Origin of the sequence: Brevibacillus sp. FSL K6-6036 (assembly GCF_037964015.1) — a bacterium.
GTDB classification, from domain to species: Bacteria; Bacillota; Bacilli; order Brevibacillales; family Brevibacillaceae; genus Brevibacillus; species Brevibacillus borstelensis.
In genome coordinates, this window is the sequence record NZ_CP150173.1 from 1,237,284 (window position 1) to 1,251,568 (window position 14,285).

At 56.4% G+C, this 14,285-nt stretch carries 15 protein-coding genes; 13 read left to right on the plus strand and 2 right to left on the minus strand.

The window, feature by feature from the left end:
* Positions 1 to 8 precede the first annotated feature (8 nt).
* The 13 genes from cobK (at position 9) to NST37_RS06410 (ending at position 12,645) form a co-directional block, all read left to right on the plus strand.
* Entirely contained in the window at positions 9 to 791 is a 783-nt protein-coding gene (gene cobK / locus NST37_RS06350; RefSeq protein ID WP_003388112.1) for a precorrin-6A reductase, read from the plus strand.
* A gap of 148 nt (positions 792 to 939) precedes the next feature.
* A complete protein-coding gene (locus NST37_RS06355; protein ID WP_003388111.1) occupies positions 940 to 1,590 on the plus strand; it encodes a precorrin-8X methylmutase in 651 nt (216 codons plus the stop codon).
* A gap of 3 nt (positions 1,591 to 1,593) precedes the next feature.
* Positions 1,594 to 2,730 (plus strand): cobalt-precorrin-5B (C(1))-methyltransferase, encoded by a 1,137-nt coding sequence (locus tag NST37_RS06360; RefSeq protein WP_327956885.1) that lies wholly within the window; start codon positions 1,594 to 1,596, stop codon positions 2,728 to 2,730.
* Positions 2,693 to 3,922, plus strand: coding sequence for a bifunctional cobalt-precorrin-7 (C(5))-methyltransferase/cobalt-precorrin-6B (C(15))-methyltransferase (locus tag NST37_RS06365; RefSeq protein ID WP_024983472.1), 1,230 nt, complete (start codon positions 2,693 to 2,695; stop codon positions 3,920 to 3,922). The genes NST37_RS06360 and NST37_RS06365 overlap by 38 nt, the downstream gene beginning before the upstream one ends.
* The gene (gene cobI, locus NST37_RS06370; RefSeq protein ID WP_003388108.1) at positions 3,919 to 4,635 is read left to right on the plus strand and encodes a precorrin-2 C(20)-methyltransferase; all 717 of its coding nucleotides are present in this window, start codon (positions 3,919 to 3,921) and stop codon (positions 4,633 to 4,635) included. Before NST37_RS06365 ends, cobI begins: the two co-directional genes overlap by 4 nt.
* Positions 4,632 to 5,414, plus strand: coding sequence for a precorrin-4 C(11)-methyltransferase (gene cobM, locus NST37_RS06375; RefSeq protein ID WP_003388106.1), 783 nt, complete (start codon positions 4,632 to 4,634; stop codon positions 5,412 to 5,414). Before cobI ends, cobM begins: the two co-directional genes overlap by 4 nt.
* Positions 5,411 to 6,553, plus strand: a complete 1,143-nt coding sequence (locus NST37_RS06380) for a cobalamin biosynthesis protein (RefSeq protein ID WP_243014626.1) — start codon at positions 5,411 to 5,413, stop codon at positions 6,551 to 6,553. The genes cobM and NST37_RS06380 overlap by 4 nt, the downstream gene beginning before the upstream one ends.
* Positions 6,550 to 7,929 (plus strand): cobyrinate a,c-diamide synthase, encoded by a 1,380-nt coding sequence (locus tag NST37_RS06385; protein WP_031932194.1) that lies wholly within the window; start codon positions 6,550 to 6,552, stop codon positions 7,927 to 7,929. The genes NST37_RS06380 and NST37_RS06385 overlap by 4 nt, the downstream gene beginning before the upstream one ends.
* Before the next feature lie 175 nt (positions 7,930 to 8,104).
* A complete protein-coding gene (locus NST37_RS06390) occupies positions 8,105 to 9,649 on the plus strand; it encodes a cobyric acid synthase (RefSeq protein ID WP_228006889.1) in 1,545 nt (514 codons plus the stop codon).
* Positions 9,597 to 10,652, plus strand: coding sequence for a nicotinate-nucleotide--dimethylbenzimidazole phosphoribosyltransferase (gene cobT / locus NST37_RS06395; protein ID WP_339186444.1), 1,056 nt, complete (start codon positions 9,597 to 9,599; stop codon positions 10,650 to 10,652). The genes NST37_RS06390 and cobT overlap by 53 nt, the downstream gene beginning before the upstream one ends.
* Positions 10,649 to 11,440, plus strand: coding sequence for a uroporphyrinogen-III C-methyltransferase (gene cobA / locus NST37_RS06400; RefSeq protein ID WP_339186446.1), 792 nt, complete (start codon positions 10,649 to 10,651; stop codon positions 11,438 to 11,440). The genes cobT and cobA overlap by 4 nt, the downstream gene beginning before the upstream one ends.
* A gap of 5 nt (positions 11,441 to 11,445) precedes the next feature.
* Entirely contained in the window at positions 11,446 to 12,090 is a 645-nt protein-coding gene (locus tag NST37_RS06405; protein WP_339186447.1) for a bifunctional precorrin-2 dehydrogenase/sirohydrochlorin ferrochelatase, read from the plus strand.
* Positions 12,091 to 12,198: 108 nt separating this feature from the next.
* A complete protein-coding gene (locus tag NST37_RS06410; protein WP_339186448.1) occupies positions 12,199 to 12,645 on the plus strand; it encodes a methyltransferase in 447 nt (148 codons plus the stop codon).
* A 337-nt stretch (positions 12,646 to 12,982) separates the two neighbouring features.
* On the opposite strand, the gene NST37_RS06415 is transcribed toward NST37_RS06410, so the two are convergent.
* Both NST37_RS06415 and NST37_RS06420 read right to left on the minus strand, forming a co-directional pair.
* A complete protein-coding gene (locus NST37_RS06415; RefSeq protein ID WP_141334143.1) occupies positions 12,983 to 13,696 on the minus strand; it encodes a hypothetical protein in 714 nt (237 codons plus the stop codon).
* A 60-nt stretch (positions 13,697 to 13,756) separates the two neighbouring features.
* Entirely contained in the window at positions 13,757 to 14,245 is a 489-nt protein-coding gene (locus tag NST37_RS06420; protein ID WP_024983464.1) for a hypothetical protein, read from the minus strand.
* Positions 14,246 to 14,285: the final 40 nt, after the last annotated feature.

Consider the following 14,285-nt stretch of genomic DNA (forward strand, 5'->3'; position numbering starts at 1 on the left):
GACGAGCGATGATTCTTGTATTGGCGGGAACCAGTGACGCCCGGGAGCTGGCTCTCTTGATCAAGGAAACCGGATATGACCTGCTTGCCACAGTCGTTACCGATAACGCGGCCAAAAGCATCGAGGAAGCGGGGCTGCCGGTGCAGGTAGGCCGTCTGACATCCGCCGACATCGAGGCGTTGATCCGTGAAAAAGGCTTTCAGGCGGTAGTGGACGCCAGCCACCCTTATGCCGAGGAAGCGTCGAAAAACGCGATGGCCGGAGCAGAGGCGGCGGGAGTTCCCTACATCCGGTACGAACGCGAAAGCGCCCAGTCGCCGGGGCACGAGAAGATCATCTTCGCCGAGGACTACGTCCAAGCCGCCGAGATAGCGGCAGAAAAGCGCGGTGTGATCATGCTGACGACCGGCAGCAAAACGTTGAAAATCTTTTCCGACCGGCTCTTGGGCTTGCCGGATACGACGCTGGTGGCCCGCATGCTTCCGCGCACCGACAACATGCAAAAATGCGAGGAGCTGGGCATCGAGCAAAAAAATATCGTCGCCATGCAGGGCCCTTTTTCCAAGGAGCTGAACAAGGCCCTCTATGACCACTACAAAGTGACGCTGATGATCACCAAGGAGAGCGGCAAAGTCGGCGCCTTTGACGAAAAGGTGGAAGCAGCGCTGGAAATGGGCATCGAGACGATTGTCATCGCCCGGCCCAAGATCGATTACGGCACCAAATTTTCCGACTTCGCCGGAGTGATCGGTCAGTTGAAGCAGCTGCTGCCCCTGCCGCAAGAAGCGTAACGGGCGGTTTTTCAGAGAAAATAGAGCGGAACGCTTGGCGAGATAAATTGAAACAAGCAAGTAAGCAAGGACGAATCGTTCGGCTTGGCCGAAATCTAACGGCTTGCTGCAGCCAAAGCCAAACCCCAATACAAAGGAGGAGCATACCATGGATTTTCGCACGGAATTCAAGCCTTTGACCGTACAACCGCAAGAAATCGAGGAAAAGAGCTTTCAAATCATCACCGAAGAGCTCGGAGAGCATCCTTTCACCGAAGAGCAGTACCCTGTCGTGCAGCGCGTCATCCACGCCTCGGCGGACTTTGACCTGGGGCGCAGTCTCGTATTCCACCCGGATGCGGTGAAAGCGGGCATTCAGGCGATCCGAAGCGGCAAGATTGTCGTGGCCGACGTCCAGATGGTTCAGGTCGGGATCAGCAAGAACCGGATCGAAAAATTCGGCGGCGAAGTGAAGGTGTACATCTCCGACAAGGATGTCATGGAGGAAGCGAAGCGCCTGAACACCACGCGCGCAATCATCTCCATCCGCAAAGCGGTCAAAGAAGCGGAGGGCGGCATTTTCGCGATCGGCAATGCGCCGACAGCGCTTCTGGAGCTGATCCGTCTGGTCAAAGAGGGAGAGGCGAAGCCGGGCCTGATCATCGGGATGCCAGTCGGCTTTGTGTCGGCGGCAGAGTCCAAGGAAGAGCTGGCCAAGCTGGATGTGCCTTTCATCACAAACATCGGGCGGAAAGGCGGGAGCCCTGTTACGGTGGCTGCGCTCAACGCACTCTCGCTGATGGCAGAACGGCAGGGATAATTCATGGCGGGGAAAGCGACTGCGGAGGAAAAGGAAGCAAAACCATTGCGTCACGGCTATACAACCGGTTCATGCGCCACGGCAGCCACCAAAGCGGCGCTGACCGCCCTGATCACGCAGCAAGAACAGCGCGAGGCGACGATCCGTCTGCCGATCGGACAGGACGTCAGCTTCCAGACGGAAAGCTGCGAGTTTGATGCCGTTTCCGCGACAGCAGGAATTATCAAGGACGGCGGGGATGACCCCGATGCGACCCACGGCGCTTTGATCATCAGTACGGTGAGCTGGCTGGACGAACCGGGGATCGTGCTGGACGGCGGAATCGGCGTGGGCCGCGTCACCAAGCCGGGCCTGCCTGTCCCCATCGGTGAAGCTGCGATCAATCCGGTCCCGCGCAAAATGATCAGGGAGACCGCGCAGGCCGTCCTGGATGAGCACGGGATCGAGCGGGGGATCAAAATCGTCATTTCCGTACCGGCTGGCGAGGAAATCGCCAAAAAGACCTTGAACGGCCGGCTTGGCATCATCGGGGGCATCTCCATCCTGGGGACGCGCGGCATCGTCGTGCCGTTTTCCACGTCCGCCTACAAGGCCAGCGTCGCCCAGGCGATCAACGTCGCGCAGAAGATGGGCTGCCGCCACATCGTGCTTTCCACGGGAGGCAAAAGCGAGCAGTTTGGCATGACGCAGTATCCGGAGCTGCCCGAGGAAGCATTCGTGGAGATGGGCGATTTTGTCGGCTTTGCGCTCAAGCAATGCAAGCTCAAGGGCATCGAAAAGGTGACGCTGGTGGGCATGATGGGGAAATTCTCCAAGGTGGCGCAGGGCGTCATGATGGTCCATTCCAAAAGCGCTCCCGTCGACTTCGGCTTTCTGGCCCAGCTCGTCCGGGAGGCGGGTGCACCGGAAGCGTTGGTCGAGGAGGCGCGGGGAGCCAATACCGCTTCCCAGGTAGGGGACATGATGGCAGAATACCCCCTCTTTTTTGAAAAGCTGTGCGAAAGCTGCTCGCGGGCAGGACTTCGCGAGGTTGGCGGGGGCATGGAGATCGAGACCATGCTGATCACGATGAAAGGAACCCTGTTGGGGAAGGTGACGGTTCATGACACAGGCAATGAAGGTGATTGGAATCGGAGATGACGGTACGCAAAGCCTGCTGCCGTTGTACCGGACGTGGATAGAGGAAAGCGAGCTGCTCGTGGGGGGAGAACGGCATCTCTCCTTTTTTCCCGATTATCCGGGGGAAAAGCTGGTTTTAAAAGGCGGCCTGACCGCCATGGTCGAGCAATTGCGCGAGGAGAAGCGGAAAACGGTCATCCTTGCCTCCGGGGACCCGCTGTTCTACGGAATCGGCAGCCTGCTCGCGAAAAAATTGCAGGTGGAGATTTATCCGCATCTCAGCTCGATCCAGCTTGCTTTTGCCAGGATGGGAGAGGCGTGGCAGGATGCCGCGTTTCTCAGCGTTCACGGGCGCAGCATCAAGGGTCTGGCCCAGCGGATCGACGGCAAGGAAAAAGTGGCCCTCCTGACCGATCAGGAAAACAATCCGGCTGCGATTGCCCGCTACCTGCTCTCGTTTGGCATGAACGAGTACGACGCCTTCGTCGGGGAAAATCTCGGCAGCGCCGGGGAGCGGACAGGCTGGTACTCGCTGGAGGAGATGGCGGACGGGGTTTTCGCAGATCTGAACGTGGTCATTTTGCGCAAACGCAGACAGGGCCCGATATGGCCGCTCGGCATCGCCGATGAGCAATTTTCCCAGCGCAAGCCCGACAAGGGGCTGATCACGAAAAAGGAAGTGCGCATTCTGAGCATCGCGCAGCTGCAGCTCCACGCCAAAAGCATCGTGTGGGACATCGGCACCTGCACCGGTTCGGTGGCAATTGAGGCAGCACGCATCGCCCGCGAAGGGGAAGTGTACGCGGTCGAGAAAAATGCGGACGATCTGGCCAACTGCCGGGAGAACATGGCCAAGTTCCGCACCGATTTTACCGTTGTGCACGCCAAGGCTCCGGAGGGACTCGACCAGTTCCCCGACCCGGATGCGGTGTTTATCGGAGGGAGCGGCGGCGAGCTTCGCGAGCTGCTCGGCATTTGCTGCAGCCGGCTCAGGCCAAATGGCCGCATCGTGGTCAACGCCGCGACGATCGAGACGTTGTACGAAGCGACGCAGGCATTCGCTGCGGAAGGCTTTGAGACATCGGTTACGCTGGCGCAGCTTTCGCGCAGCAAGCCGATTTTGTCGATGACAAGATTTGAGGGATTGAACCCGATTTATATCATTACCGCCTGGGCCAAGCAGGAGGACAAGCAAGGAGGAGACAGCCAGTGAGCACCATCGGAACACTGTACGGCATCGGAGTCGGTCCGGGAGACCCGGAATTGATCACGGTCAAGGCATTTCGCCTTTTGCAGCAATCGCCAGTCGTCGCCTATCCAAAGAAACGGATGGGCAGCAAAAGCTACGCGCACCAAATCGCGGAGCTGTACGTCAAGCCTTCGCCGGACAAGGAAATGCTCGGCCTCGTTTTTCCGATGACCAAGGACAAGGACATTTTGGAGCGGGAGTGGAACAACACTGCCGACATCGTCTGGGAGCGGCTTCGCGAAGGGAAGGATGTCGCCTTTGTCACAGAGGGAGACCCGCTGTTTTACAGCACATTCATTCACATGATGCGCGTCATGAAGGAGAAATACCCGGAGGTTCCGGTCGTGTCGGTGCCGGGCATTTCGTCCTTTCTCGGCGCGGCAGCCCGCCTCAATCTGCCGCTCGCGGACGGCGATGAACAGATCGGAATCATTCCGGCTACAGAAGACCGCGAAGCGATGCGCAAAGCGATTGAAGAGCACGACTGCGTCATTTTCCTGAAGGTAGCCAAAGTGCTGCCAATGATCATCGGGCTGCTCAAAGAGCTGGACTTGGTCGATCATGCCGCAGTGGCAACCAAAGTCACCTCCTCGGAGGAAATGATCTGGACCAATGTCCGCGAGCTGGAGCGGGCAGAGCTTGGCTATCTCACGCTGATGGTGGTGAAAAAGGGATGAAACTGTACATAGTTGGCGCAGGACCGGGAGACCCGGATTTGATCACGGTAAAAGGCTTGAAGCTGCTGCAATCGGCAGATGTCGTCCTGTACACGGATTCGCTTGTAAACGACGAGCTGGTCGCAAAGGCGAAGCCGGGGGCAGAAGTTTTGCAAAGCTCGGGGATGGCGCTGGAAGAGATGGTGGGACTGCTCGTCGACCGCATCCGCCAGGGAAAAACGGTCGTGCGTCTGCACACCGGCGATCCGTCCGTGTACGGAGCGACGATGGAACAAATCGCACTGCTGAAAGAAGCGGGCATTGAGGTGGAGATCGTCCCAGGCGTCAGCTCCGTCTTCGCGGCGGCAGCGGCAGTCGGAGCGGAACTGACTATCCCTGAGCTGACCCAGACGTTGATCCTGACCCGTGCAGAGGGACGGACGCCTGTGCCGGAGCGGGAAAAGCTGCGGGCGCTGGCTGAGCATCACTGCACCATCGCGCTTTTCCTGAGCGCGACGTTGACCAAAAAGGTGGTCCGCGAGCTGACGGAGGCAGGCTGGAGTCTGGATACGCCAGTCGCTGTGGTGCAGCGCGCAAGCTGGCCGGATCAGATCATCGTGCGGACGACGCTGAGGAACCTGGATGAGGATATGGGCAAGAACGGCATCCGCTCCCACGCGATGATTTTGGCCGGCTGGGCGCTGGACCCCGACATCCACGCCAAAAGCGAGCAGCATCGCTCCAAGCTGTACGATAAAACCTTTACGCACGGGTACAGAAAAGGTGTGAAAGAAGGATGAACATCGAGCTGACCGAAGGAGAAATCCCGGCGATCCGGCAGAGAGGCGAGTACGCCATCGTCGCCATCACCAAGCACGGCGTCGAGATGGCCCGCAACCTTCACCAGACCTTTCCCGGATGCGACCTGTACTACATGAGCAAGTTTGCCAAAGGAGACGAGGAAGCCAGAGGCATCCAGATGTTCAACAACAGCGTGCGGATGCTGTTTCCCGCTCTTTGGCCTGCTTACAAAGGACTGATTCTGATCATTTCCCTCGGGGCCGTGATCAGGATGATCGCCCCCATCTTGCAGGACAAAAAAACAGACCCCGGGGTCGTCGTCATAGACGACAGAGGAGAAAACGTGATCAGCGTGCTGTCGGGGCATCTGGGCGGCGCCAACGAGCTGGCCCGGGAAGTGGCTGCTGTACTGGGCGCAAATCCGGTCATCACCACGGCTTCCGACGTGCAGAAGACGATTCCCGTTGATCTGTTTGGCCGCCGCTTCGGCTGGGAGTGGGAGTCGGACGAAAAATTGACGCCGGTCAGCGCCTCGGTCGTCAATGAGGAAAAGGTCGCTGTCGTCGTAGAGTCGGGCGAGCGCAACTGGTGGATGCATGATACGCAGATGCCCCCGTCCATCCACGTGTTCGATACGATTTCGGAAGCGCTTGCTGCCGAGCCGCACGGCGCTTTGGTCGTCACCCACAGAATCCTGTCTTCGGAGGAAGAGGCCATTTTGGAAAACGGCGTTCTGTACAGGCCCAAGGTGATCGTGCTCGGGATGGGCTGCAACCGCGGCACCTCCGCCGATGAAATCGAGTCGGTGATCAAGGAAACGCTGGCTGAGCTTCGCTTCTCCATCAAGAGCGTAAAGGCTCTGGCCACGATTGAGCTGAAAAAGGATGAAGAAGGACTCATAGAGGTTTGCAGCAAATACGGCTGGCCGTTCGTCTGGTATTCCCCGGAGGAGCTGAACACGGTGAAGCTGGAGGAGCCGTCCGAGACCGTGTACAAGTTTACAGGCGCGTATGGCGTCAGCGAACCGGCCGCGAAGCTGTATGCGGGCGTCGACCAGCTCGTGCTGACGAAGAAAAAGTCGGGCAACGTGACCATTTCCGTCGCCCTGATGCCGTATGGCGGGGAGGGAAGACCATGAGCAAGAGCCGTCGTCTCGTCATTGCGGGTACGGGAAGCGGGGCGGGAAAAACGACCGTGACCATCGGCCTGATGGCCGCCCTGAAGCGCAAAGGCCATGTCGTACAGGGCTTCAAATGCGGACCAGACTACATCGATCCGACGTACCATACAGCCGTGACCGGGCGGGTTTCCCGCAATCTGGACAGCTGGATGCTGGACCATCATACGATGAAAGAAATCTTTGCCCGGGGCAGCCGGGGTGCCGACATTTCCATCATTGAAGGCGTCATGGGCATGTACGACGGCAAGGACCCGACAAATGACAAGGGGAGCACGGCGGAAATCAGTATCCTGACCCAATCTCCGGTCCTTTTGGTTATAGGTGCGCAGAGCATGGCCCGGAGTGCCGCGGCGATCGTCAAAGGCTTTCAAATGCTGAACCGGGAGGCCCGCATCGTCGGGGTAATCGCCAACAAGGTCGGCAGCGAAGGGCATTTCAAGATCGTCAAAACAGCGATCGAGCAGGAGTGCGGCGTCCCCGTCGTGGGCTATTTGAAGCGGGAGAGCGATCTGGAGATTCCGGAGCGTCACCTCGGCCTGGTGCCTTCCGTCGAGCGCGGCGAGCTGGCCCCGCTGTTTGAGAGGCTTGCCGACCTGATCGCGGAGACAGTCGACGTGGCCCGCATTTGGGAGCTGGCCCAGGCTGAGGAGCTTGTGGTGGAGCCACGGATGTTTGGTTCCGTTTCCAGCCAATCCCCGCGGGTGAAGATCGCTGTCGCCAAAGACCCGGCGTTTCATTTCTACTACCCGGAGAATTTTGAATTGTTGGAAGCGTACGGAGCCCGGCTCCACTACTTTTCTCCGCTTGCCGGAGAGACTGTGCCGCCTGATGCCGACGGACTTTACATCGGCGGAGGCTTTCCGGAGGAGTTTGCCGCGGAGCTGTCGGAAAACACAGCCGTACTGGAATCGTTTCGGAATGCCATCCGCTCCGGCTTGCCTACGCTCGCTGAATGCGGCGGGTTCATGTATTTGACTGAGGCGATCGTGACGACCGACGGCAGCGTCTACCCGATGGCCGGTTTGATCCCGGGAAAGGTATCGATGCAAAAGCGCCTGGCTGCTCTCGGCTACCGCGAAGTCACCGGAAAAGCGGGCAACTTCCTGATCGGACCGGACGAGCAGGCGAAAGGGCATGAATTCCACTACTCGACTTTCGCAGCCGACGAGGAACTGCCGCATGCCTACGAAACAAAAGGGCTGCGCGGCACCAAGCCGGAAGGGTACGCACAAGACAATCTCGTCGCGGGCTACACCCACCTGCACTTTGCCTCCAATCCGGCATTGGCGAAGCGTTGGGTGGAGCGGTGCCTGGAGGTGAAGAGGCGTGGCTGATCATGGAGCTTTTGACCGCAGCGGAACTAAGTCTGCAGGCAGCGGCATGCCTGGCGCGAATGGAGCCGGAGTTGCAAACAGCGCAGCTCGCGAAACCGTTCAAACAGCGCCTGCCAGCCTCCCGGGGAACGCTCCGGCTCCGGCAAAGGAGAAAAAATCCCAAGCCCTGCCGCTGATGATCCAGGGAACCAGCTCCGACGCCGGGAAAAGCGTGATCGCGACAGCGTTTTGCCGCATTTTCGCCCAGGACGGATACCGGACAGCACCGTTCAAATCGCAAAACATGGCGCTCAATTCGTACGTGACCATAGACGGCAAGGAGATCGGACGGGCGCAGGGCGTTCAGGCCGAGGCGGCAGGCATCGCCGCCACGACAGATATGAATCCGATTCTGATCAAGCCAACCCGGGATGCGGAATCCCAGATCGTGGTCAACGGCGAGCCGTACGGCAACATGAAAGCGATGGCCTACCGGACCGAGTTTTACGACCAGGGCTTGCGCGTGATCGAAGACGCTTATCAAAGACTGGCCACATCCTATGACCGGATTGTCATCGAGGGAGCAGGCAGTCCGGCGGAAGTGAACCTGAATGACCGCGAGCTTGTCAACATGCGGGTTGCCCGGCTGGTGAACGCGCCAGTCATTCTCGTCGCCGACATCGAGCGCGGCGGCGTGTTCGCCAGTCTCGTCGGAACGCTCCAACTGCTGGAGCCGCAGGATCGCGAGCGGGTGATCGGGGTGATCATCAACCGGTTCCGCGGCGATCTGTCGCTCCTGCAGCCGGGGCTGGACTGGTTTGAACGCTATACAGGCAAGCCGGTGCTCGGCGTCGTTCCGTTTATTCCCGACCTGTGGATCGATGCGGAGGATTCGCTGATTCTGCACCGCTATCAGGGGCAGGCGGAAAAGACGAGGGAGATTGACATCGCGGTCATCCGCTATCCCCGCATCTCGAATTTTACCGACATTGATCCGTTTTTCGTGGAGCCGGATTGCCGCGTCCGCTTTGTCACCCGCACGGAAGAGCTGGGCGAGCCTGACCTGGTCATTTTGCCGGGGAGCAAGAATACACTGGAAGATTTGCTGTTTTTGAGAAAGACCGGGCTGGAGCAGTCGATTCTGGATTTGCACCGGGCTGGACGCAGCTTTTTGGCGGGAATTTGCGGCGGGTACCAGATGCTGGGGAGCGTGATTTACGATCCGGCAGGGGTGGAGTCTCCACTGAAATCAGCAGCCGGCATGGGGCTGATTCCGATGGAAACGACGATGGAGCAGCGCAAAACGACCGTTTTGTCGAGGGGAGTCGCCGCTTTTGCCGGAGAGAAGATCCCTCTGGATGGTTACGAAATTCACATGGGCCGCTCTGTTTTTACCGGACAGGCATCTCCATTTATCCGGTTGGAGGATCGCACGGACGGCTATTGCGATGAGGAGCGCCGTGTGCTTGGCACGTATTTTCACGGGTTGTTTCACAGCGATCCGCTTCGGATGCGCCTGCTCAATGCGCTTCGCAAAAGAAAGGGACTGGCTCCGATCACGGAGCGGCCTTCTTTCGTGGCGTTGAGAGAGCGAGGATTCGATTTGATCGCAGATACCGTCAGGAGCCATGTGCGTCTGGACATCATCGAAGAGCAGATGAGAGCTTTTCAGGGGAGTGAGTGCGTAAATGAACACAGCAGATTGGAAGAACAAGCTGGCACAGGTACAACCGCGAAATGAGGAGGCAGCGCAGCAGGCAAGCAGGCATGTGAATCAACTGACGAAGCCGCTCGGCAGCCTGGGCAGACTGGAGAGCTTGGCTGTGGAGCTGGCTGCGATGACAGGGGAGCCCTTTCCGGCGGTCACTCCGCCCGGCGTCCTTGTGTTTGCCGCCGATCATGGCGTGGCGGCAGAGGGGGTCTCTGCGTATCCGCAGGAAGTGACTGCACAGATGGTAGCCAATTTCGCACACGGAGGGGCAGCCATCAATGTATTTTCCAGGCAGATCGGCGCCCTGCTACACGTCGTCGATGTCGGCGTCGCAGTCGATGTGGATGCTCCCGGCGTTTGGACGAAGAAAGTTCGGCCCGGTACAGCCAGCTTTTTGCGCGAGCGGGCGATGACTCGCGAGGAAGCGGAGCAGTGCGTGCAGATAGGATTTGAAAGCGCCGAGGCGATCATCGACGAGGGGGCAAAGCTGTTGATCGTCGGTGAGATGGGCATCGGCAATACGACCGCCAGCAGCGCTCTGCTCGCTGCCTTGACGGGAGCGGAGCCGGATGAGCTGGTCGGACGCGGAACGGGAGTCTCCGACGAGAAATGGCAAAAGAAAAAAGCGGTGGTGAAAGAAGCGCTTTCCCTGCATCAGCCTGACGCGGGCGATCCGCTCGACGCGCTCTCCAAAGTAGGCGGCCTGGAGATCGGCTCGATGGCCGGAGCCATCCTTTGCGCGGCATCAAGACGAGTCCCGGTCCTGCTTGACGGCTTCATTTCGACCGTCGCTGCCTTGCTCGCCGTTCGCCTCTGCCCGGTTTCTGCCGAGTACCTTTTGGGCGGACATCGCTCACAGGAGCCGGGCCATGCGTTTGCTCTGCAAACACTTGGAAAGGAGCCGCTTGTGGACCTTGGCCTGAGGCTTGGGGAAGGCAGCGGAGCAGCGGTCGCGTTTCCGATCGTAGAGGCGGCGACGCGGATGCTGCGGGAGATGGCGACGTTTGACCAGGCGGGGGTGAGCAGCAAGTGAGCAAGACTGGCCGCGTTTACCTCGTAGGAGCGGGTCCCGGCGACCCGAAGCTGATTACCGTAAAAGGTCTGGAGTGCTTGCAGCAGGCAGATGTGGTGATTTACGACCGACTGGCGAACCCTGCTCTGTTGGAGCACGCCCCGGACGATGCTGAGCGCATCTACTGCGGCAAGCTTCCGGACAACCACGCGATGCGGCAGGAGGCGATCAACGCCTTGCTGGCAGAAAAGGCGCTGGAAGGCAAGACGGTCGTCCGGCTGAAGGGCGGCGATCCGTGCGTATTCGGCAGAGTGGGCGAGGAAGCGGAGCATCTGGCGCAGCTCGGCATTCCGTTCGAGATCGTTCCCGGCGTGACAGCGGGCATTGCTGTTCCGGCTTACGCGGGCATTCCGGTGACACATAGGGAGTACGGATCGTCATTTGCAGTGGTCACCGGGCATTTGCGCGAGGGCAGAGCGGAAACGGCGGAAGCAGAAGACGCACAGGACGCCGTCAGCGACAAGTGGCAGGCGCTGGCGAAAGGCATCGATACCGTAGCCTTTTACATGGGAGTGGGCAATCTCCCGTTCATCCGCAAACAGCTGATCGCCCACGGCCGCGCACCGGAAACGCCTGTCGCCGTGATCGCCTGGGGAACGATGCCCGAGCAGACGACTGTGACCGGCACGCTGGCTGACATCGAAGAACGGCTGGCGGCAGGTCCGCATATCTCCAACCCGGCGATTATTCTGGTGGGCGACGTCGTCAACATGCGAGAGAAGATCAACTGGTTTGAGCGGATGGAGTGAGGGATATGCGCCTCTATCCGATGATGGCCAAGCTGCAGGGGAAACGCTGCCTCGTCGTCGGCGGCGGTCAGGTGGCAGAGCGGAAGATCGGCAGTCTGCTCGCTGCCGGAGCGGATGTGGCCGTAGTGAGTCCGTCGTGCTCCCAAGCAGTTGAAGAATGGGCAGGGGCAGGTAGTCTTGTCCTGTTTCGCCGGCCGTTTTCTCCGGAAGACGTACGGGAAGCGGTGATCGTAATTGCGGCGACGAACGATCCGGCTGTCAATCTGGCCGTGTATCAAGCCTGCGGCTCTCACCAATGGGTGAACGTCGTCGACAGACCGGATTTGTGCAGCTTTACCGTTCCTTCCGTTGTCGAGCGGGGAGATTTGCAGATCGCCATCTCGACAGGCGGGCACAATCCGGGATTGGCCAAGAAGCTGCGCCGGCAGGTGGAGACGCAGTTCGGTCCCGAATACGTGGAATATACGGCGTTTCTTGGAGCGATGCGCAGCCGCGTGCTGGCTCTGTCGCTGGACGAAAAGCGCAAGCGCGAGCTGCTCTCGGAATTGCTGGATGATCGCTTCCTGCACTGGACGAGAACAGGAGAGCGGGAGCGAAGGGACCTCGAGGCAGAGAAATTAATCGAACAAACGAGATGGACCGGCGCCTGAATGGCGGCCGGTTTTTTTATTGCAGGGACAGGAAACTTTTTACAGTCCGCTCCGTCTTCTCCAACAAGGGCTAGAAAATCCGCCATATTGTAAAGGAGAGACATTTTCATGAGAAGCCGATTCCTTGGATTTTGTTTGGCGTTCCTGTCGCTTTTCTTTTTGCAAGCATGCTCAGAAAAGAGCGAGGATACAAAGAGCATCTTGTACGAAAACACTACCCATCATTTTACGCTGCAGCTTCCAAAAAGCTGGGAAGGGAATTACGAGGTGACAGAGACGGAAAACCAGATCATCTTTTCCAGCAAAGCAAACCAGCCCGGCGGCATTCTGTGCGAAGTCAGAGTCTGGAGCCAGGAAGAATGGAAGCAGGACGGCGAGGAATTGACGACGGTCATTCACTTGGAGAAAATCGGCGAGACGGATGACAAGGTATACTCGTTCAGCACGCCGACCGATGTGCAATGGATTTTGGGCGATGCCGAGAAGGAGCGGGAATACCAGGCGATGTTTGCCGAGGTATCGGGGATCAAAGCGTCTTTTAAGATTAAGGAATAGCGGTGTGCAGAACATTTTTTTAGTTCGCTCTCGTTCTGTTGGCTGTCTGGTCCACGAAGAATCGCTGAAAACAAGCTTGGAGCGAAGAATGAATGAATAAAGAAGCATTATCATGAGAAATGTGAGATTTGTATGTTGCTAGTGAGATTAAGTAATGGTTAATACCCATCTATAGAGAATAAGTATTCTAAGAAAACACGGCGACCTTTCCCGGTGGAATACCGAGTAGTGGTCGCCGTATATATTTTTCTACCAGTCTAATTGGCTGTATTTTAAACACATAAGTATGCTTGTCTACTAGCTTCTGTCTTGTATCCCAGAAATCAAAAACTTATTTTTAATAATCTGTGTGGACAAAAGTATAGTACCCGCCATTTGGAGACAGGCCCCAAGCATTTTTTTTCGATAGGAGACCATCCCAATTAGAATATTTATATAGTACTCCTTCAGTTTTCTTGAATCTGGGTACGAATGCGATATATCCTCTTTCTCCCAAAGCTAAGTTAAAGGTATAGTGATCAGTAGATGAATAGGTTTTTTGCCAAGTAAAGGAGGCTCCGGCAGAAATCGCGTCTTTTTCTGCACCTACAGAAGCGCTGAAAGAGTGACTGACTTGTGCTGATACAGTCTTACCAAGGGAACATCCACCAGTTGATGTGCATTTAATTCCATCAGTAACTTGTATCCAATCTCTACTCCACTCAGTTGAATTTGTGGTTTCAGTATAGGTGTAGTATTCGCGATAATCAGCTGCAGGATTTATCGTATTAGCTTTATTATTTGTAGGGATTGTTCTCTGGTTGTTTTGGGTGTGTAAATCCGTTGTATTAGATATATATTCCTCTTTGGTCATTGGTACTAAATAGCCACCAACCTCTTTTAGTGGGGTGATAAGCAGACCGGTTGATGGGTCGATAAAAGCATTTTCTCTGTTAATTTCTTGATAAGCTCTGTTTTCCTTACCACTTGCTGCTACTACTGAAGAAGATAAGACCAATAGACTTAGTGTGCAACTAATACCAAGAGACAAAAATTTCAGAATCTTTTTCATTTAATACCCTCATTTACCAATTTATTCAAATTATACTATTAAAAGTTAAAAATGGAACAGCTATTTTTTGTCATTTGCGGATTCAACATAATAGTAGATCCCGCTATTTTTATCAATAGAAGGCTGGACCTTACTTCCGTTTTTAAGGCTGATTCTATTCTCGATAGTACTTGTAACTCCAAGGTAAACGTAGAAGGTTTTCTTTGATTGAGTATTAATTTCACATGTTATAGCAGGTGATGCGGTTTCATTCAGACGTTTTACTAATACAGGATCGTTCTCTCTATACCATGCGAATTGTCCATCTTTTTTGCTTAAACTTGCAACACCAACTATCGTTCCTTCGGGTACATTTTGCTTAAAAATAAGTAGTGTTTCGCCGTCTGTTTCTACTGTTGACAACAAATCACTTTCATTAATACTTTCTAGTTTAATACCATTTTGAATTGCGGCATCGGGTGAAGAAAACCACATTAAACTATCTTTACTACCTAATGAACAACCAGAAAGGATAACAAATATCATTAATACAAGCATCAAATACCTCATAATACTCTTCTCCCTTCTTCCAAAGTGTTGTGTCTGCGAC

Coding starts and splice junctions, on each gene's coding strand:
- NST37_RS06415 (WP_141334143.1), bottom strand. CDS start 13,696: ATGAAAAAGATTCTGAAATTTTTGTCTCTTGGTATTAGTTGCACACTA.
- NST37_RS06410 (WP_339186448.1), top strand. CDS start 12,199: ATGAGAAGCCGATTCCTTGGATTTTGTTTGGCGTTCCTGTCGCTTTTC.
- NST37_RS06405 (WP_339186447.1), top strand. CDS start 11,446: ATGCGCCTCTATCCGATGATGGCCAAGCTGCAGGGGAAACGCTGCCTC.
- NST37_RS06360 (WP_327956885.1), top strand. CDS start 1,594: ATGGCGGGGAAAGCGACTGCGGAGGAAAAGGAAGCAAAACCATTGCGT.
- cobK (WP_003388112.1), top strand. CDS start 9: ATGATTCTTGTATTGGCGGGAACCAGTGACGCCCGGGAGCTGGCTCTC.
- NST37_RS06380 (WP_243014626.1), top strand. CDS start 5,411: ATGAACATCGAGCTGACCGAAGGAGAAATCCCGGCGATCCGGCAGAGA.
- NST37_RS06355 (WP_003388111.1), top strand. CDS start 940: ATGGATTTTCGCACGGAATTCAAGCCTTTGACCGTACAACCGCAAGAA.
- NST37_RS06390 (WP_228006889.1), top strand. CDS start 8,105: ATGATCCAGGGAACCAGCTCCGACGCCGGGAAAAGCGTGATCGCGACA.
- NST37_RS06365 (WP_024983472.1), top strand. CDS start 2,693: ATGACACAGGCAATGAAGGTGATTGGAATCGGAGATGACGGTACGCAA.
- NST37_RS06385 (WP_031932194.1), top strand. CDS start 6,550: ATGAGCAAGAGCCGTCGTCTCGTCATTGCGGGTACGGGAAGCGGGGCG.
- cobM (WP_003388106.1), top strand. CDS start 4,632: ATGAAACTGTACATAGTTGGCGCAGGACCGGGAGACCCGGATTTGATC.
- NST37_RS06420 (WP_024983464.1), bottom strand. CDS start 14,245: ATGAGGTATTTGATGCTTGTATTAATGATATTTGTTATCCTTTCTGGT.
- cobT (WP_339186444.1), top strand. CDS start 9,597: ATGAACACAGCAGATTGGAAGAACAAGCTGGCACAGGTACAACCGCGA.